The organism is Prolixibacteraceae bacterium (assembly GCA_019856515.1).
GTDB lineage: Bacteria > Bacteroidota > Bacteroidia > Bacteroidales > Prolixibacteraceae > Halosquirtibacter > Halosquirtibacter xylanolyticus.
The window spans coordinates 3,637,415-3,657,634 of the sequence record CP082230.1 but is presented as its reverse complement, the minus strand read 5'-3'; the positions used below and the strand labels follow the sequence as shown (position 1 = coordinate 3,657,634).

Genomic DNA, 20,220 nt, shown 5'->3' with positions numbered 1-20,220 from the left:
ATCATACTATGACTACAATTTCGGATGCGATAACAGTACAGATGAAAGAGGCGATGAAATCGAAAGATAAAGTTCGTTTAGAAGCCTTAAGAGGAATTAAAAAAGTTATTATCGAAGCGAAGACTGCTAAAGCTGCCAATGATGAGCTTAGCGATGCTGACATCCAAAAGATTATTGCGAAGCTTGCAAAACAGAATAGAGATTCAGCTAAAATCTTCAGAGAGCAAAATCGTGCAGATCTTGCTGAAGTTGAAGAGGCGCAAGCTGAAGTGATGGAGACATTCCTTCCAGAACCTCTAACGGAAGAGAAGATTGAAGAGAATGTAAAAGCAATTATCGAAAAAGTTGGTGCTTCTTCGATGGCTGACATGGGTAAAGTGATGGGAATGGCAAGCAAAGAGATGGCTGGTCAAGCAGATGGAAAAGTGATTTCAGGCTTTGTTAAGAAACTATTATCTTAAAAAGTATTTCCTCATTTTACTATTTCTGAGATAGTTAAAAAGTGATTCTTCTTTTTAACCTTTTTCAAGGGAAAAATAGAAACTTTTTCTCATCTACAAAGGTTACCTTTGTAGATGAGGAACTGAAAATATACCCCTTGGATCATGAGCGCAAAACAGATAACCAAGGTAGTGTTATTAACTATAATCACTACTTTACTTACTACATTTATACTTCTAACTGCTTTTATAAAAAGACCACAAGCAGATAATTATACCATAACTCCAACAGAGCAAACGGTGCATGCCATACCATCAGTTAAAGCGGTGCCTATACCTGAAATCGTGACTTTTGCGAACGACACCCTACCAATGGATCGTGACTATGTTAAGGAAAGTATGGATAGAGAACTTCTTGTGAATAGCTATTGGCAATCACAGACATTGATCCTCATCAAGAAGTCGAAACGCTATTTCTCTATTATCGAACCCATATTAGAAAAGTATGAGATTCCGAATGACTTTAAGTATCTGGCTGTAGCCGAGAGTAGCTTAAGCGAAGTTGCGGTGTCTCCTTCAGGAGCAAAAGGGTTGTGGCAGATGATGGGTAGTGCAGCCAAAGATTACGGACTCACGGTCAATAGTTATGTGGATGAGAGATATCACATAGAGAAGTCGACCATCGCAGCATGTAAATATTTGAAGCATGCACATGAAAAGTTTAAAGATTGGGCATTGGTAGCAGCAAGTTATAATGCAGGAAGGCGAGGCGTACTTAAACAGATGGAGATACAAGGAGCGACAACATATTTTGATATGCTGTTAAATCCTGAAACGGCAAGATACCTGTATCGTATTGTGGCATTTAAGATTATATTTGAGAACCCAGAGCAGTATAATTTCATATTACAAGAATCGGACTATTATCCTCTTTATGACACTTATGCCATAACGGTAAAGCATAGCATAAAGAATTTTAGTACCTTTGCGAAAGATCATGGCATTAGTTATAAGGAACTTAAATACTATAACCCTTGGTTAAGGAAGCCATATCTTAAGAACTCGAGGCAGAAGTCTTATCAGATTCTTCTACCTAACAAAGCAGAGGATGCTGTAAACCATTAATCATAATCATTTGTAATGAATAGATCAACCCACTCAGAAGAGGAAGGTTTTATCACCGTGACTGGGGCCAGAGAACATAACCTAAAGAATATTGACGTTAAGATTCCTAGGAATCAGTTGACTGTCATAACTGGGCTTAGTGGTAGCGGGAAATCTTCTTTAGCTTTTGACACTATATATGCGGAAGGACAGCGTAGGTATATTGAAACCTTTTCATCCTATGCACGCTCTTTTTTGGGCAACCTAGAGCGACCTGATGTGGATGAAATATCGGGTCTTTCACCGGTTATCTCTATTGAACAAAAAACGACAAATAAGAATCCGAGATCCACTGTTGGTACAGTAACCGAGATTTATGACTTCTTGCGCCTTCTTTTTGCAAGGGCGTCTACCGCTTATTCATATAATACTGATGAGGAGATGATTAAGTTCACTCCACAACAGATCTTAGATTTGGTGATTGAATCTTATGATGGACAACCATGTTTGATACTATCTCCTATTGTAAAAAACAGAAAAGGGCATTATCGCGAGCTCTTTGAACAGATCTTAAGAAAAGGATTTCTTCATGCAAGAGTCGATGGAGAGGTTATCTCTATTGAGCATGGGATGAGGCTAGATCGATATAAGAATCATACGATTGAAATTGTTATTGATCGACTCGTGGTAAGCGAGAAAGATGTGGATCGTCTTAAAGCTTCTATCACGACAGCAATGAAGCATGGAGAGGGAATTATGATGATATCTAATCGAGATGGTTCGGAGTATCGTTATTTTTCGCGCAACTTGATGTGCCCTACTACTGGAATCGCTTATGCGGAGCCAGCACCCCATAATTTCTCATTCAATTCACCACAAGGAGCCTGTTCTCATTGTAATGGGATGGGTGAGGTGACTAAGATTGATATTGATCTTATTATTCCTGACAAGGAGCTCAGTATTCAAAAAGGGGGCATTCTCCCTCTAGGTGTTCCAACAAAGAGCATCATGTTTAGACAGATTGAGGGGCTATTAGCCAAGTATCAATGTGATCTTAGGACGCCACTGAAGGATGTTCCTGAAGAGTGTATTCATAAGGTCCTCAATGGTACGAGTGAAAAGATCCCGATGAGTCAAGATGGAGAATCTAGCTTCTATAATCTAGGTAGCTTTGATGGTATTGTCAAATATATCACGATGCAGAGCGATGATAGTAAATCGAAGAAGGCACAAAAGTGGGCCAATCAGTTTCAACGTCGTATTACTTGTCCTGTTTGTAACGGTCAGAGACTTAAAAAGGAGTCGTTGCACTTTAAGTTTGGAGGAAAGAATATCGCGGAGTTATCTCAAATGAATATCTCCACTTTATATACTTTTCTTAGTGAAGTCGATGATAAGTTGAGTAAGAATCAACAGACTATCGCCAAAGAGATTCTAAAAGAGCTTTTAACGCGTATTCATTTCTTACTTGATGTGGGGCTAGATTATTTATCTCTTAATAGATCCTCTAGAACGCTTTCAGGTGGAGAGTCTCAACGAATACGTTTGGCAACACAGATAGGTTCACAATTGGTCAATGTGTTATATATTCTTGATGAGCCAAGTATTGGCCTTCATCAACGAGATAACCAGAAGCTGATACAATCTCTAAATCATCTTCGTGATATTGGGAATACAATTATCGTTGTAGAGCATGACAAAGACATGATGTTGGATGCCGACTACGTTATTGACATGGGTCCTAAGGCAGGTCGACATGGTGGTGAGATTATTGCTTCAGGTACTCCTGCTCAGCTTATGGAGTCCTCTAGTATGACAGCACAATACTTAACAGGAGAGATTAATATAGAGGTTCCTGCAACACGCCGTCCTGGAAATGGTGATGAGTTAATATTAAAAGGAGCTACTGGTAACAACCTTAAGAATGTAACCGCGTCATTTCCTTTGGGAAAACTAATATGTGTTACAGGTGTCTCTGGAAGTGGAAAGTCCTCTTTGATTAATGGAACACTACAGCCTATACTGAGTCAATATTTCTACAAGTCAGTTAAAGATCCTCTACCATACGAGTCTATTGAAGGCTTGGAGCATATCGATAAAGTTGTTCAAATTGATCAATCTCCACTTGGAAGAACACCAAGGTCTAATCCTGCAACCTATACAGGGTTATTCTCTGATATTAGATCTTTATTTTCACAACTTCCAGAATCGAAGGTACGAGGATATAAGCCTGGTAGGTTCTCTTTTAACGTTAAAGGCGGAAGATGCGAGAAATGTAAAGGTGCTGGAATGCGTGTTATAGAGATGAATTTTCTTCCTGATGTTCTCGTGCATTGTGATGAGTGTAATGGTCAAAGATATAATAGGGAAACAAGAGAAATACGTTATAAAGGCAAATCTATTTCGGATGTGCTAAATATGACTATCAATCAAGCTATTCCTTATTTTGAGGCGGTGCCTCCTATGAAAAAGAAGTTACAAACATTGCAAGATGTTGGTTTGGGTTACATCACTCTAGGGCAATCGTCTACGACACTCTCAGGAGGTGAATCCCAACGAGTGAAGCTTGCTTCGGAATTAAGTAAAAAAGATACAGGAAAGACATTATATATCCTTGATGAGCCAACAACAGGGCTTCATTTTGAAGATATTCGGATTTTGTTACAAGTTATCGATAGACTTGTAGACAAAGGTAATACGGTAATTATTATTGAACACAATCTAGATGTGATCAAGATGGCAGACCATATTATAGATATTGGAAAAGAAGGAGGAGTTGGTGGTGGTGAAATTCTATGTGAAGGGACTCCTGAGGAGATCTGTTCAAATGAAGTATCTTATACAGCCAAATTTCTTAAAGAGGAGTTATAACAAAAAGTGCGATGTTTATGAAACATCGCACTTTTACTATCCCTTTCCAACAATCGTATTGGGAATGAATATCTTAAAACAAGATCCCTTGCCTACTTCTGTTGTAACATTAATATCTCCACGAATTAAATGCATAAAATGTTGAGATATCGACAGACCTAGTCCACTCCCTCCGAATGACTTACAATAGTTATTGCTAAATTTTCGAAACCGATCAAAGATAAAAGGTAACTCATCTTCAGGAATACCACATCCCGTATCACAAACGGAAACAGACACTCCTTTCAAATTGGTTGTCATGGATACTTTTATCGTTCCCTCTTTGGTGAATTTCCAAGCATTATTCAGTATGTTGGTTAGAACACGTCTCAATATACGGTCATCTGAATATACTTTAATAAACTCATCCTCGACATCGAGTACAAAGTCAATGTCCATATTTATCAACCCTCTATATTCGAATGATTTAAATACAGTTCGAAGTAAGGAAGATAGATTAACGACACCATAATTAGGATTAATGGCATTGACTTCAATTGCAGATATATCTAGAATATCATCGATGATATTTAGCAGGTAGTCACCATTTTCTTTCATTCTCTGTTGAAAACTATGCCGCTGTTCTAAACTATAAAATTCATCATCAATAAGCTCCATAAAACCCAATACACTATTAAGTGGTGTACGTACTTCATGATTCATATTAGCGAAGAATTGACTTTTAAGTTGTCCAACCTCCTTCAAATGCTTATTCTCTGCCTGAAGCATTCGAATATTGTTCATAAGGTGCGATATATTACGACCAATTAGAAGTGCAGAGTCGACCTCGCCATTATTTAAGATATTAGGAATCGCAAAGAAGTCAATATCATATTTTACACCTAAATGAGTCAATGCAAGCTCTTTGCGCCTAATCGCCTTCGAACCAACAGCTTCTGTAAGGATTGAATTCTTTAGACCTAGTGGCTCTAAAATTGCTTCCTGATAGGACTGTCCTATTAATTCTCCTTTTGTTGCACCTAATGCTTTTACCATAGAATCATTAATAAATTCAATGGTATAATCATTCGATATCTTTACAACAAAATCAGGGATATCATCTGATATGTTAAGGTCTACGGTCGTTGTAGATGGCATTTCCATTTCATCAACTTCACACACCTCATAAAATGATATTCCCCACATAGAGAATTCCGAAAACGGATATATATATACATTGTATAGTTTTTTACTTTGATCATTATCATAAACGTGTGTAATCAAAGAACTAACAGTATTGCTATCTAGACAAAAATGAGAGATATGATCGACCTGTGGGAATATACTACTTAAAGGCATTCCTATTATATCTTTCTTATCAACATTAAGCAGTGACAAGGCTCTATTATTCGCACTAGACACCCTTACTTCACCAACCAACTCTCCACTAACATCACTATTCGCGACCCAAAGTAGACCACTATTGTAATGTTCCATAAAATCAAATAGTTTCCCTTCAAGTATTCTAAAAGAGGATCTCTCTTTAATTTTAGATGTAACATCATAGACTCTTCCTTCAAGGATATAGCAACCACTTTTATCCATGGTATATGATGTTATCTCTTGACGAGTATAGAAGGTCATATTATCATCTAAACTCCATTTCAACAACACAGGCAATAACTCCACCAATGGATTGGACATAAAAGAGTTATACAATCGATGGAAAGCTTTATCCAAATATGACATGAGAAGGGAAGCTTGAAAAGAGCAGTTAAGAACATCTTCCAAAATACTTTCAGTCTCCTTATAATCAAGTTCAATTCGCTGTCCTACACAATAGAACTTAAATTTAACTCCATTTATCTCTTCTGAAATCTTCTTTTCAAGTTCTGTTGGGATATGATTTTGAACTTTATTTTTTAACGGTAGGTATGTGATAAAATAGTATACATCTGAATCATTTTTCAAGGCTTTGACACCGATCCGAAAAAACAGACCTTCGACACATAGATATTCATAATATGTTTCTGGCTCACACAGGGCTTTTGGTAACACATCATAAATAATATGAAAAGGTTCTTGTAAAATCTCTCCAATATTAATGTCTAAGTTAAACATCTCTTTTGCAAGAGGATTTATCTTTAGAAGGCGTAACTCATCGTCAAGAATCATTGCAGGCAATTCGTAAGAATCAAATAGGATCTCTAATATTCCTGTTTGATTCTTAGATTTACCATCTTCATGGAAATGATCCTTAACTATATTATTTGCGATTTCTGTCATTTAATTCTGATAACAAGATAGCTCCTGGGGGAGATCACTATCTATTAGATGTTCAAAATCTAGTTCTTATGATAATGTAAAGGTATCTACAGGACTTCCTTTAAAGGTACTATTGTTCAATATAACATTTGCTGTTTCGCAATATGCATCATGCTGAAAAAATAAGACCCATTTGTTATCAACAACTTTTCGCAGAAAAGATTCTTTCTCCTTCATTGCGATCAAAGGGAATAAGTCATAAGCAGCAACCCATACATTAGAAACATGAGCTAATGTCGGAATAAAATCGGCTGTGAAAACAATCGATTCACCGTTTGAATGGTGGAGTACAGGGATTATTTGTCCTAAAGTATGACCATCCATATAAAATAGTGTAATATAATCTTGAAAAGGTTGGTCATCCTTGTCTAACAGAAACAGACGACCAGACTTCTCCATCAAATCTAAATCTTTGATATGATATGCTGCATTTTCTCTAGGATTATCGGCATGTGCATTATCCCACTGGGCTCTAGAAACAAAGTAATTTGCATTAGGAAATAGCTCTCCAAATTCACCATTACCTACATCAAAAGCACCACATGAGTGGTCCCAATGTAAATGAGTAAAAATAATATCTGTAATATCAGAAGGATCGACCCCCACTTGATTTAATGATTCATAAAGCTTTGATCCAGCATCGAGAGAATTATTTCGAATATATTTCTCAGAGTAATTCATACCACTCCCAACATCAATCAATATCTTACGATTGCCTTCCTCGATTAGTAAGTTGCGCATATTCAATTGACACCGATTATACTCGTCGGAAGAATATACTCTACTCCACAAAGGTTTTGGAATCACACCAAACAGAGCTCCGGCATCACACTTAAAAGTCCCGCAATCGATTTTATGAATCTTCATCTTTACCTAGTATTTAAAACATTTATCGTCTCTTGATTACACAAATTTAAACAACGATTAATTCAAAACACTATCATTGTTTAATTATATCGTTTTTTTGTAAAATATTGTTCCTAGCATCTCCATTTTAATGAAGAGTTATTTCCAAGTATGGTATAATTAACCCGCAAACAGTCCCCTCAAGCAGTACACCCTTTCCATTCAATAAGGATTTGATCTATCATTAAGGCTCTAAAACAATTACCGTTTAACTATTGCATTCCCCTAATTAACTTTTTTATTTATTTTACAGAAGAGTTATTGAGAAAGAGGATATCATTATCGATAATGATCCCAAAAGATCATAATCGATAATGAATCATTGTAGAAATTTGTAACATTAGCAATTCTTACAGATCTGTTTATCGACAGAGTGTAATTTAAGCTTTAAGGCTTGCCTTTGTTTTAGTAACTGAGACAACTCATACGATTTTACAACGGCTTCGATATCGTACTTCTCTAATAGTATGTAATAATACTTTTTTCCAAGGAAAACAGCTTTAAAATGTCTACCTGGATGAGATACAATAAATGATATTAGGTCATCTGAAGCACCTTCTTTATAAGATACTTTTTCCCACTTACTCTCCAAGAAATCACTATGATGATTATCAATAGTATTAAGCGCCACCATAGAAGTCTTACATGATAAATCTTTATCATAAACACGAATACCAGTATGATCTAATGATTTTTCTCCAATATAATTACTGGTTAAATACATGAGCCCTTTATCATTAAGGTTTACCTCGATAAAAGACCTGTCCCAGCTTCGTTTGAATGTTTGTCGCTTATATACATACCATTTGTTTTTATCATAAGGCCTATCTTGAACAACAAAATCCTTCAGCTTTTGCCTAATGATAATGTCACAACTATCCACCCCTCTTTTCAATTGATTACAAAGGTCCGTATAGATATCGCCTTTCATCATCTCTAATTTAGCACGCATCTCTTTCGCATTCGTGTAATTCACCAAGGCGGAATCAATCACCGATAGTGCCATTGTTGTATCATTTTTAACCAAATATGAGTTAGCACGTGATAAAGCAAGTGCCGCTTGTTTATCCTGATTCGGTCCACATGATGTTAAAAACAATAGTACCAATAGTAATGGAATGAATAATATATTTTTCATAGCGATAAATTTTCTACCTAACAAAGCTATACTAATACCTAAAATACGCAGATGTTTTTCTTGCATACCTCAAATCTTTATTATGGGGTAATATCCTGATTTTAAGCCTGCATTTGGAGATACTACGTGCTACATCTATGAATTTAGACCTTTGATAGACACAACTTCCCTTACCCACTTATGTCTTAAGGCTAATGAGGGAGAGCCAATACCAGTTCCGTTTATCATTCTATCCAGTCTTTGTAGATTTAATTAGTTTCTTATTGTTTGTTGCTAAATGAACAATCACTCTTCGCCCACTTTTGGTAATCTTAGCTGCCACCGTAACAAAGCGAAATATAAATGCTTTGAGTCTACTTGTTGTCTTTAACCCGTCGACTAAATCAGCAAACTTTGATATTATGTATCGATATAGAATGTGTGCTACAGCCATTATTATCAAGTAAACAGTGTTCTCTTCTAAGTTGCTGTGAGGCATTGATTTCCAATTAAAATCATTGTTCTGAATATCAAAAACCTTCTCGCTAGCTCCACGTTGATTGTAGAATATAATAGCTTGTTCTTCTGTAATATCCCAATCATTGGTTACTATAAACTGATAACTCTTCGCATCATTGGTTATCAATGACATTTGATTGGACTTATTGGGTTTTCGGTATGCGATGATTCTATGTGTATATTGACCAAATTCATATTTGAAGCTATTGACTTCATATGCTTGATTATTTATCTCACAACAAGACCAATTATCTGTTTTTGATGCTTTTGATAGTAATACGTTAGAGTGAGAGGCTCTAATCGAAAATAGAATACCCTCTTGATGAAAGTAGTCTGTAACCTCTTTGATATATGAACCACAGTCCATTCTTGCATATCGTAATTTTACACCTTTGGATGCCAACAACTCTAATGCTCGTTTATGGGTCTCTAATTGAGCCGTTTTAACATGACAATTTCCATTTCGTCCTTCAATATATACAGGAATGTTACCTATGGTTGCGACTCCTGGGAAGTATCCTTCTGTCTTCTTATAGCTATATTCTGCATCACTCTTTTGAGTGGGAATAAACTGGTGATCAAAATCATAGATAAGATCAGAAGCATTAGGATCTAACTGTTTAAACTTAATAGCACTAGCCAACAAGAATTTATTCATTAGTGTGTTAACATTTATCTTTTGGCCTTTAATTGTAGTCTTTCCTTCGATAATCTCACATGGAGTAGAAAGCTCCACATCTCCTCTTAGAATGGTATCAGCAGAAGGGATAGAAATTGATCTCAAGTTATTCAATGTATTATCCCGAAGATAGTTAATATCTTCCGTCGCACTACCTCCACAAAAAGTAGTGTATACGCGTGGTAATAACAAATCAGAGAACTTATAGATACACTTTGGGTCTCGGTCTACTAATTGCTCATTAATAAATTGAATAATGCCGTTTGAAATTAGCAAATCATGAATTAAATATATCCCACCAAATGGTGTCACCTTTGAATTAAAATCTTTGATCATTCACCTAAATAGGTGATTTTTCTGAATATATAAAAGCCTTACTATGCATTGTCTTACTGATGTTTACTTAAAATTAATACAATACACGTGCGGATTCAAGGTAATACTAAAAAACTTCACAGAAAATGATGTTAATTGAATACAAAATAAATAAAAAGAAAGGGGAATCAAATTATAATGAAATAACTTATATTTACCAGACAAAAAAAGGTGGAATGATTACTCTAACTCAATTAGAATACATAATAGCTGTTGATAACTATAGACATTTTGCAACTGCAGCAGAGAAGTGCTTTGTTACTCAACCAACTTTAAGTATGCAAATCAAGAAATTAGAAGAATTTCTTGGTGTTACGATTTTTGATCGTTCTAAGCAACCAATTATCCCAACAGACCTAGGAACAAAAATTATTGCACAAGCAAGGAACGTTCTAAAAGAGTCACAAGAAATTGATGAAATAATTAAATCAGACAAAAATGATTTATCTGGTTCTTTGAGAATTGGTATCATTCCAACACTATCACCATACTTACTTCCTCTGTTTATTGGTAAATTTACCAAAGAGTATCCTGAAATTGATATTACAATAGAAGAGCTATTCACCTACGAAATTGAAAGTAAACTCAAAAAAGATGAATTAGACATTGGAATACTTGTCACACCATTAAAAGATAAAGAGATCGAAGAGACTCCTCTATTTTATGAAGAGATGATGATCTATTGTGGCGAAAAAAGCAATTTCTTTGCAAATGGAGAGGTACTTTTAAATGATATCAACACACCTGATTTATGGCTGTTGAATGATGGACACTGTTTCCGCAATCAGGTTGTAAACCTTTGCAAAATGAAGCAAGGGACAAACAATCATCCCTTTAAGTTTGACGGTGGCTCTCTTGAAACAATCATTAAAATTATAGATCGAGAAGGTGGCTTTACGTTGATCCCAGAACTAGCCGGATTAGATCTTATCAAGAAAAAATCAGACCAGGTACTATGCTTTTCAGACTACACTCCATTGCGTGAAGTGGCAATTGTATATACCCGCCACTACACAAAAAGAAAAATAATTGATTTAATTGCAAAAAAAATAATTGAGGCTATACCAAAGAGAATGAGAGAAAAAGCAAGAGGCACAATAGTTGAGTGGAGATAATTTCTTATTTTTGTTTTGTAGAATTCAAAATTTGTATTTCCTTTGCACCGCATTCAACAAAAAACGTTGACTGCACAGTCGCAGAGAGATTTGAAAAAAATATTTTTTTTCTTGCAGTTTTAAAAAAACAACATATCTTTGCACCGCTCTTAAAAATAAAGAAAACACCATTTCTTTGATACGAAGAATGGCCCGTTCGTCTAGGGGTTAGGACGCCAGGTTTTCATCCTGGTAACAGGGGTTCGAATCCCCTACGGGCTACTATCACTAAATATACTATTAGTGACGTATTATATAGAATAAGAGATGGCCCGTTCGTCTAGGGGTTAGGACGCCAGGTTTTCATCCTGGTAACAGGGGTTCGAATCCCCTACGGGCTACATAAATATTGAAGAAGAAAATAAAAAGAAAAATGGCAAATCATAAATCAGCTTTAAAGAGAGTACGTCAGTCTGAGAAAAAAAGACTACATAACAAGTACTACGCAAAGACAATGCGTAACGCTGTAAAGGCACTACGTAACACTACAGACAAGAAAGAAGCAACGGATAGCCTTCCTAAGGTTGTTGCACTTATTGACAAGCTTGCAAAGATCAATGTTATTCATAATAACAAAGCAGCAAACTTAAAGTCAAAGTTATCTTTGCACGTAAATAAGCTTTAATTAAAGCCAATTAATTTGGAGCTTATTTAATTGATTTAATTTTTCTTACTCTATTTAAGTAGGATAGAGTCCTCTAAAATATAAATAGGAGGCCCGTTCGTCTAGGGGTTAGGACGCCAGGTTTTCATCCTGGTAACAGGGGTTCGAATCCCCTACGGGCTACTCTATTATTTTGTTGTGTCTTATCGGAAGACCGTTAAGGCCCGTTCGTCTAGGGGTTAGGACGCCAGGTTTTCATCCTGGTAACAGGGGTTCGAATCCCCTACGGGCTACGATCAAACATATTTGTGTTTGAGATGTTAAAGGTGTAATATTAATATTACACCTTTTTTTATGTCTAATCAGTACTCTTACTCCATTAAAGATCTTGCATTACAAGATCGACCAAGAGAGAAATATATTCTTAAAGGATCCCACGCTCTTACTGATGCAGAACTCATCGCAATACTTCTCAGATCGGGGTCACGAAATGAAACGGCTATAGAACTAGCACAACACATCCTCAAACACTTTAATAACGATCTGTCGAAGCTCAGCTTGTGTAATTACAAACAACTAAAGCAGTTTAGAGGGATTGGAGACACTAAAGCGATTACACTACTGGCGGCCTTTGAAATTGGAAAACGAAGACAACACATCAATAATAATTTAACTAAAATCCACAATAGTAGCGATGTTGACAGTGCAATGCGAATAGAGCTTGAAGGCTTAAAACATGAAGAGTTTTGGATTCTTCTTTTAGACCATCAAAATCATATTATAGAGAAACACAGATCAAGCAAAGGAGGACTCACATCAACAACTGTAGACCTTCGACTAATCATAAGAGAGGCAATGATTCACTCAGCAACACAGATTATTCTTGTACATAATCATCCATCTGGATCACTCACTCCTTCCAAACAAGACCTAGATATTACATTAAAGATAAACAATGGGCTAAAGATTGTTGACATAAAGCTATTGGATCACTTGATTATAACCAATGATAATTATTTCAGTATGGCAGACCATGGAATACTATCAACCATCTAAAAGTATTTTCATTACTTTAAGTTTTTAGAGTCAATTTATATTAACTATATTAAACACACTAAATATTTTAATCGTAAGGTATATATATGCAGATCCGCCTAATAAACAATAACAATATTAATCGAGATAGCTGGGATAATACAATCGACAACTCAAATATTTCAAGTCCTTGCCTGAAGAGTTGGTATCTAGATAAAATGTTTCCTGACTGGGAAGCAATAGTAGATGAAAACTACACTATGATTATGCCTATCCTTCATCCTATGTCAATAGATCACTTCTATCCTTATGGAGGCATTATCTCAACAAATCCGGTCTATTCTGAACACCTAGATCAATTCACAGAGAAAATCCCTAAAAGGATTAGTTCTATTAAGTTGAATCCAACAAATTGGTGGTTAAAAAAGGGGGATATATACAATGTTAATACCAAACAAATATCTCTTGAGTATGCACAAGAAGAGATATTGAGTAGATTTAAAGATGATGTTATTATCGACAGAGATCATCTTAATGGACAAATTCTGGAGATAAAGAATATCAAGACTATTATCACCTATTTAAGAAAATCTATTAAGACCGAATATAACGAAGAAGAGTTATTTACTAGAATCGAGAATATTATAAAGTTTGCCATATCTAACAACGAAGGTATTGCTATCGGATATATCAATTCGAACAATGAACTAAGCTCGCTTGTCATTCTCTTGTTTAATCAAAACTTCATTCATCTTTTCCTTGCAATATCATACTCAGATATTGATAAACATCAATTATACCAAATCGTAGCTGAATTTATTAAAGAAAACGATATGTCGAATACAATAATAGACATCCCTTCAAGCATGAATCGTTTTGTTCAATTATCGCCAGAACTAATAGGTGCTTTTAATATCAGATATCAAAAGTTGGTAGAATAAAAATAAATTACCGATTCTCTTGACAACATGATTAATTATTTATTAATTTTGTCGGAAAATTACGTATGGTCCACATTATAGGTGAAAATAATTCCCTTTTTAATAACTACATCGCGGAGATCCGTGACGTTGAAATTCAGAAAGATCCACTAAGATTCCGTAGAAATCTTGAACGTGTAGGAGAAATCATGGCTTATGAGATTAGTAAGCACCTTGATTATTCTGAGGTTGATGTACAAACACCTCTAGGAAACACTCCTGTATCTATTATAGATAAAAACGTAGTTCTTGCAACAATTTTAAGAGCTGGTCTTCCATTACATCAAGGGCTTTTAAATGCATTTGATAGAGCTGAGAACTGTTTTATCTCAGCTTACCGAAAGCATAACGAGGGTGAAGATATCTGTATTGAATTTGAATATATTGCATCTCCATCTCTTGATGATAAAATCGTTATTCTTTCAGACCCGATTCTTGCAACAGGTTCATCTATGGAAGTGGGCTACAAAGCCCTACTTGAAAAAGGAACTCCAAAACATGTTCATATCGTTTCAGTAGTTGGTAGTAAAGAAGGTGTTGAATATATAAAGAAACACCTAGGAGAAGAAAATGTAACATTATGGGTAGGTGCTGTTGACCCAGAACTTAATTCACAATCATACATTGTTCCAGGTTTAGGCGATGCAGGTGATCTTGCTTTTGGACCTAAAATTGACTCAAAATAGAAGATTAAATATAAGGTGAGATTAATTTCTCACCTTTTTTATTCTCGAATTATCCTCACAAACATCAATTAATTTCTCGACATCCATGTCAAGAACTGGATGAACCCAACTAGGACAAATATCTTTCAAAGGCAATAAAACAAATTTACGTAACTGCATTCTAGGATGAGGAAGAACCAAGCTTGGGGAACATACCTCTTCCCCTCCATAATCAATGATATCTAAATCCATTGGTCTAGAGCTGTACCCCTTGCCTATTCCTGTTCTCATACGCCCCAGTTCCGATTCAATTTCTAATGCGATACACAATACCTCATTTGCCGGTATATTAGTCTCAACTTCAACTACCCCATTAATAAAGTTTGTTTCTGCCTCGAACCCCCATGGTTCACTCTCATATAAAGGAGAAACAGAAACAATAGTTCCAACTCTTTTGTTTATCTCTACAAGAGCTCTATCTATAAGACCAAAAATATCACCTTGATTACCTCCAAAACTAATAATAACGTTTGTCATACATTTTTTATTTTTACATTTTGTAATTTTAAGGATAAATTTATTACCAATAGAATATATAGCACTTAATATACGATAAAAACTAAACAACGGAAAAATGAAATTTTTAAGAAATCTACTAGCCTCGATTCTTGGATCCATCATTGGGATAACCGTGATGATCACATTTGGAATACTGATCATTGCTATGATAGGTGTTGGAATGTCCTCTGAGGGGGAAGTAAAAGTAAAAGACAACTCAATACTTGTTTTGAAACTTGACAAACCTTTTGTTGACAATGCAGCAGACAATCCCTTAAGCTCATATGACATTCCTCTTTTTGATAATTACAATTCATATGGGCTTTTCAACCTTACAAAACAGTTGAAAGATGCAGCTAAAGACCCTAAGATTAAAGGTCTTTATATTGACACATCTTTTGGTTTAATGGCACCTTATGCCACAGCTACTGAACTTCGCAAATCCCTTCAAGAGTTCAAAAAAAGCGGCAAGTTTATATATACTTACATGGAATTTGGAGAACAAAAGGCATACTATTTGACCTCTATCTCTGACAGTATTATACTAAACCCACAAGGACAACTATTCTTAAGTGGACTCACATCACAAAGAACATACTACAAAAGAGTACTTGATAAAGTGGGTGTGGATATCCAGATCATGAAAGGGCGAGACAACATATATAAATCTGCTGTCGAACAATACTACAGGGACCATCAAAGCAAATCAGACAAAGAGCAGACAACGAAATATCTAAACGATATATGGTCTGTGATAACGAAAGACATTGCTGAATCAAGGAATATCACCATCCCTGAAATTAATAAATGTGCTGACAATATATCAACATACCTATCTCCACTGAATGCCATTAAATACAACCTTGTTGATAACTTAAAATACAAAGATCAAGTACTTTCGGATCTTAAAGATCTATCAGGAGTTGAAGAGGGCAAGAAGCTTAATACAATTAGTATATTAGACTACCAGTCAACCTCCGATGACAAAGAACTTAAGGAGTATCATAAAGAAAAGATTGCGGTGATCTTTGCTCAAGGAGCTATTGTTGATAAAACAGATGAAAGAGAAGAGATTAATCCAGATAAAATAACTAGAGTACTTCGAAAGGCGAGGGAAAATGATAACGTTAAAGCAATTGTATTCCGTGTAAACTCTCCTGGTGGAAGTGCATATGGTTCTGAGCAAATGTGGAGAGAAGTTGAGCTCACAAGACAGGTTAAACCTATCATTATATCTATGGGAGACTATGCAGCATCAGGAGGTTACTACATCTCTTGTGCGGGATCTAAGATTGTAGCAGATAACAATACAATTACAGGGTCCATTGGAATATACTCTTTCATCCCTAACGCAAAGAAATTGGTGCAAGATAAAATTGGTGTCACATTCGATTATGTGAGCACAAATAAAAATGGAGCTCCGCTTAGCGTAGTTGATCCACTAACTCCATTTCAGAAGAACATGCTCCAAACTAAAATTGATCAAGGATATGAACTATTCATTACCCGTGTTGCAGAAGGACGTAACATGACAAAAGAAGAAGTTCATAAAATTGCAAGAGGAAGAGTATGGAGTGGTAAAGAAGCTGTAAAGATTGGATTAGTAGACAAAATTGGAACACTTCAAGATGCCATCAAGTTAGCAAAAGAAGAAGCTGGAGTTGAGCAAATCAAACTACAAGTTCTACCTAAAGTCAAGGATCCAATTACGGAGCTATTTGAAACGACTAGCAAAGAAATTCAAATTCGCTTTATGAAGACCATTCTTGGAGAAGAGACATTCGAAATATGGAATAATGTCAACAACATCAAGAAACTAAATGGTACATATATGATGCTACCATACCACGAAACAATTTATTAATAAAACATAACATTCAAATAAAGTTCATTTGGTTCATATCAAATGAACTTTTTTTTGAATTATCTTTTATACTTTTGATAGCATTATTAAACAAGCATAAAAACAAAACATTTTGGGAAATATATTCTTAAAGCCACTATCATGGATTTACGGTTTCATAACCTACATAAGAAACTTAATGTATGATTATAAAATATTTTCTTCAAAAGAATATGCACAACCTATAATTTCAATTGGGAATATTACGGTTGGTGGAACAGGAAAAACTCCACACACCGAGTATCTTATTGAATTGCTTAAAAGTAAATTTAAGATCGCTACCCTATCTCGAGGATACAAAAGAAAGACTACAGGTTTCCTAGAAGTAAAAGAGAGCTCAACTGCTCAAGAAGTTGGTGACGAACCACTTCAAATGAAGATGAAAAATAATGATATTGTAGTTGCAGTTGATGAGAAGAGGGTACGTGGTATCGATAACTTATTAGCATACGAAACTTCAACAAGACCAGAAGTAATACTTCTAGACGATGCTTTTCAACATCGAAAAGTAAATCCAGGATTACATATATTACTAACAGACTTTAACAGGTTAATAACTCAAGACCACATTCTACCTTACGGTCGTTTAAGGGAATCCGCAGAAGAGAGATACAGAGCCCAAATTATCATTGTAACCAAATGCCCCGAAATACTTAAACCGATCGAAGAGAGGCTTATCATTAAAGAACTAGACATTAAACCATTTCAAGATCTTTTCTTTACCACTCTAAGCTATGGTGAACTTGAGCCACAACTAAATAATAGTTCACCAAAGATAACGGACTTTAGTGGTAAAAACATTGTTCTTTTTACAGGCATCGCAAATCCAGAATCTCTTGAATCCTATCTCACTAAAAATGGCGCAAATTTAAAAACTATTATCTACTCAGATCATTATCAATTTAAGAAAAATGACTTAGTCAAGGTTTCAGATGAATGGGAATCATTTCATGATGAAGAAGCTATTTTGCTAACAACTGAGAAAGATATGATGCGTATCAAAGACATGACAGAGGTACCAGATATTATAGACAACAAACTCTTTACCATCCCATTAAAAGTTAAGTTCATTGGGGAAAACAAGAATTATTTTGACAAAAAGATCGTAAAATATGTTAGCGAGAACGCGAGCAATTTCAACATTTCTACAAAACAATATAGAGCGTTGCATTGATCTTGTAGTTATAACGACAGAGCTATTTCAGCCCCTATACGAGATAACAGAGCATCCCCAACGTATTGAAACAAGGTTAATACCTTCAATAAAGAGTTCAGATGAGCAATTGTCTATTATGTTCGGTAATATATCTGGAGTAAACACACTATTGCTCCAATTCAATGCAATCTCACATGACGATGCTATTGAGATTGTAAAAGCCATAAATACATTCTACAAACAAAACATATTATTCTTAGACATACAGATATTAAGCGAAGCAAAGTCAACTTATGTCACTTGTATTAACGAGATATCACACCCCAGCCCTTTCCCATTTCGTGGTTTGAAGAATCAAAGTATTTTAGATGCATTCAAGAGTGGAAATATTCCAATAAAAGAAGCAATACTCACAAGTAACAAAGAACTCACATCAAACAATCGTTCAGTAATAAGCCACACTACGACATTTATTAACCTCATCACAGCATCATTATGGACACATGAACATTGTGCTTGTTTTTTATTAACCATTCCATGTGATAGAAAGAGACAAGTTGCAGATCTCTGTAAATATATGTTTTATTGTTACAATCAATTTAAAGACAATAATTCCATAATCTACAATTAAACTTTTTATTTGTTACCATAACGGGATAATTACCTACATATATCTACGATTTTTAAATTAATCCACTATTTTTGTATCAAATAATAAATTAGACACCTACTGTTTGATAAATAGGAATAAATTAATGATATAACTTACTGTCATATGAAAGTTGCAATTGTTGGAGCTAGTGGAGCCGTTGGCCAAGAGTTCCTTAAAGTACTAGAAGAGAGAAATTTTCCACTTGATGAACTTGTCTTATTTGGATCAACAAGATCTGCGGGCAATACCTATTCATTTAAAGGGAAAACACTTACCGTTAAAGAACTTAGTCATAATGATGATTTCAAAGATATTGACATTGCATTAACTTCTGCGGGGGCATCTATTAGCAAAGAATATGCGAATACGATAACCAAATTTGGTACGACAATGATAGACAACTCTAGTGCATTTAGAATGGATGATACAATACCTTTGGTTGTTCCTGAAGTGAATGCTAAAGATGCCATCACATACCAAAGTAAGATCATCGCAAATCCAAATTGCACTACAATCCAAATGGTGGTAGCACTTAAACCTATACATGACCTCTCTCCTATTAAAAATGTCCACATTTCAACATACCAATCAGCAAGTGGTGCAGGAGCATCTGGTATGGAAGAACTTGAACTCCAGACAACTCAAATAGCAAATGGAGAGGCACCTCAAGTAAATGCATTTGCTCATCAATTGGCAATGAATGTAATCCCTCATATCGATATCTTCATGGAAAATGATTATACCAAGGAAGAGATGAAGATGTACCACGAGACCAGGAAAATCATGAATTGTGATATTAAAGTGAGTGCAACTGCAGTAAGAGTACCTGTACTAAGAGCACACTCTGAAGCAATATGGCTTGAAACAGAAGCTCCATTAACGATTCAAGAAATCAATGATGCTTTTGACAATACAAAAGGGATAACTCGCATAGATGACCCATCTAATAAATCTTATCCAATGCCATTAGATCTTGCTGGAACAGATGATGTTTATGTTGGAAGAGTCCGCAAAGACATCTCTAAAGAGAATGGAATTGCACTATGGACCGTTGCAGACCAGATAAAGAAAGGTGCAGCATTAAATGCAGTTCAAATTGCAGAATATCTTGTAGAAGAGGGGCAATTCTAAAAAAATAAACCCCAAAATATCTATCAGATACTTTGGGGTTATTTAATATTTTCATCGATTAACTTCA

At 35.3% G+C, this 20,220-nt stretch carries 17 protein-coding genes and 4 tRNA genes; 16 read left to right on the top strand and 5 right to left on the bottom strand.

Annotated features, from left to right (window positions below):
• Positions 1 to 8: 8 nt before the first annotated feature.
• From K5X82_13490 to uvrA, 3 genes are all read left to right on the top strand, one after another.
• A complete protein-coding gene (locus K5X82_13490; protein ID QZT36273.1) occupies positions 9 to 461 on the top strand; it encodes a GatB/YqeY domain-containing protein in 453 nt (150 codons plus the stop codon).
• 144 nt (positions 462 to 605) lie between these two features.
• Positions 606 to 1,565 carry a lytic transglycosylase domain-containing protein gene (locus K5X82_13485; protein QZT36272.1) on the top strand — a complete coding sequence of 320 codons (960 nt, stop codon included), beginning with the start codon at positions 606 to 608 and terminating at the stop codon, positions 1,563 to 1,565.
• Between the two features lie 15 nt (positions 1,566 to 1,580).
• Positions 1,581 to 4,415 carry an excinuclease ABC subunit UvrA gene (gene uvrA / locus K5X82_13480; protein ID QZT36271.1) on the top strand — a complete coding sequence of 945 codons (2,835 nt, stop codon included), beginning with the start codon at positions 1,581 to 1,583 and terminating at the stop codon, positions 4,413 to 4,415.
• A gap of 36 nt (positions 4,416 to 4,451) precedes the next feature.
• Here the strand turns inward: uvrA and K5X82_13475 are convergent, their stop codons facing one another.
• The 4 genes from K5X82_13475 to K5X82_13460 form a co-directional block, all read right to left on the bottom strand.
• A complete protein-coding gene (locus K5X82_13475; GenBank protein QZT36270.1) occupies positions 4,452 to 6,680 on the bottom strand; it encodes a PAS domain-containing protein in 2,229 nt (742 codons plus the stop codon).
• Between the two features lie 66 nt (positions 6,681 to 6,746).
• Positions 6,747 to 7,586, bottom strand: a complete 840-nt coding sequence (locus K5X82_13470) for an MBL fold metallo-hydrolase (protein QZT36269.1) — start codon at positions 7,584 to 7,586, stop codon at positions 6,747 to 6,749.
• Between the two features lie 379 nt (positions 7,587 to 7,965).
• Entirely contained in the window at positions 7,966 to 8,763 is a 798-nt protein-coding gene (locus tag K5X82_13465; protein ID QZT36268.1) for a hypothetical protein, read from the bottom strand.
• A 229-nt stretch (positions 8,764 to 8,992) separates the two neighbouring features.
• Complete coding sequence (locus tag K5X82_13460; GenBank protein QZT36267.1) at positions 8,993 to 10,276, bottom strand: IS1380 family transposase; 1,284 nt, start codon at positions 10,274 to 10,276, stop codon at positions 8,993 to 8,995.
• Between the two features lie 125 nt (positions 10,277 to 10,401).
• Here K5X82_13460 and K5X82_13455 point away from each other — a divergent pair, with 125 nt between their 5' ends.
• From K5X82_13455 to upp, 9 genes are all read left to right on the top strand, one after another.
• Positions 10,402 to 11,430: a LysR family transcriptional regulator gene (locus K5X82_13455; protein ID QZT36266.1), complete on the top strand. Its 1,029-nt coding sequence runs from the start codon at positions 10,402 to 10,404 to the stop codon at positions 11,428 to 11,430.
• A gap of 189 nt (positions 11,431 to 11,619) precedes the next feature.
• Positions 11,620 to 11,691, top strand: a tRNA-Glu gene (locus tag K5X82_13450).
• A 47-nt stretch (positions 11,692 to 11,738) separates the two neighbouring features.
• Positions 11,739 to 11,810: transfer RNA gene (locus K5X82_13445), tRNA-Glu, on the top strand.
• Between the two features lie 32 nt (positions 11,811 to 11,842).
• On the top strand, positions 11,843 to 12,094 hold the full coding sequence (gene rpsT / locus K5X82_13440; protein ID QZT36265.1) for a 30S ribosomal protein S20: 252 nt from the start codon (positions 11,843 to 11,845) through the stop codon (positions 12,092 to 12,094).
• Positions 12,095 to 12,184: 90 nt separating this feature from the next.
• Positions 12,185 to 12,256 (top strand) — tRNA-Glu (locus K5X82_13435).
• A gap of 38 nt (positions 12,257 to 12,294) precedes the next feature.
• A tRNA-Glu gene (locus K5X82_13430) sits at positions 12,295 to 12,366 on the top strand.
• A 61-nt stretch (positions 12,367 to 12,427) separates the two neighbouring features.
• Entirely contained in the window at positions 12,428 to 13,129 is a 702-nt protein-coding gene (gene radC, locus K5X82_13425; GenBank protein ID QZT36264.1) for a DNA repair protein RadC, read from the top strand.
• An 86-nt stretch (positions 13,130 to 13,215) separates the two neighbouring features.
• Positions 13,216 to 14,049, top strand: coding sequence for a hypothetical protein (locus K5X82_13420; protein QZT36263.1), 834 nt, complete (start codon positions 13,216 to 13,218; stop codon positions 14,047 to 14,049).
• Positions 14,050 to 14,114: 65 nt separating this feature from the next.
• The gene (upp, locus tag K5X82_13415; protein ID QZT36262.1) at positions 14,115 to 14,774 is read left to right on the top strand and encodes a uracil phosphoribosyltransferase; all 660 of its coding nucleotides are present in this window, start codon (positions 14,115 to 14,117) and stop codon (positions 14,772 to 14,774) included.
• 21 nt (positions 14,775 to 14,795) lie between these two features.
• On the opposite strand, the gene folK is transcribed toward upp, so the two are convergent.
• Positions 14,796 to 15,290: a 2-amino-4-hydroxy-6-hydroxymethyldihydropteridine diphosphokinase gene (gene folK / locus K5X82_13410; protein ID QZT36261.1), complete on the bottom strand. Its 495-nt coding sequence runs from the start codon at positions 15,288 to 15,290 to the stop codon at positions 14,796 to 14,798.
• A 97-nt stretch (positions 15,291 to 15,387) separates the two neighbouring features.
• Between folK and sppA the strand changes: the two genes are divergently transcribed.
• The 4 genes from sppA (at position 15,388) to K5X82_13390 (ending at position 20,153) form a co-directional block, all read left to right on the top strand.
• Positions 15,388 to 17,175 carry a signal peptide peptidase SppA gene (sppA, locus tag K5X82_13405; protein QZT36260.1) on the top strand — a complete coding sequence of 596 codons (1,788 nt, stop codon included), beginning with the start codon at positions 15,388 to 15,390 and terminating at the stop codon, positions 17,173 to 17,175.
• A 112-nt stretch (positions 17,176 to 17,287) separates the two neighbouring features.
• Entirely contained in the window at positions 17,288 to 18,388 is a 1,101-nt protein-coding gene (gene lpxK / locus K5X82_13400) for a tetraacyldisaccharide 4'-kinase (protein ID QZT36259.1), read from the top strand.
• Positions 18,327 to 19,001, top strand: coding sequence for a hypothetical protein (locus tag K5X82_13395; protein ID QZT36258.1), 675 nt, complete (start codon positions 18,327 to 18,329; stop codon positions 18,999 to 19,001). The genes lpxK and K5X82_13395 overlap by 62 nt, the downstream gene beginning before the upstream one ends.
• Positions 19,002 to 19,145: 144 nt before the next feature.
• Positions 19,146 to 20,153 carry an aspartate-semialdehyde dehydrogenase gene (locus K5X82_13390; protein QZT36257.1) on the top strand — a complete coding sequence of 336 codons (1,008 nt, stop codon included), beginning with the start codon at positions 19,146 to 19,148 and terminating at the stop codon, positions 20,151 to 20,153.
• Positions 20,154 to 20,220: the final 67 nt, after the last annotated feature.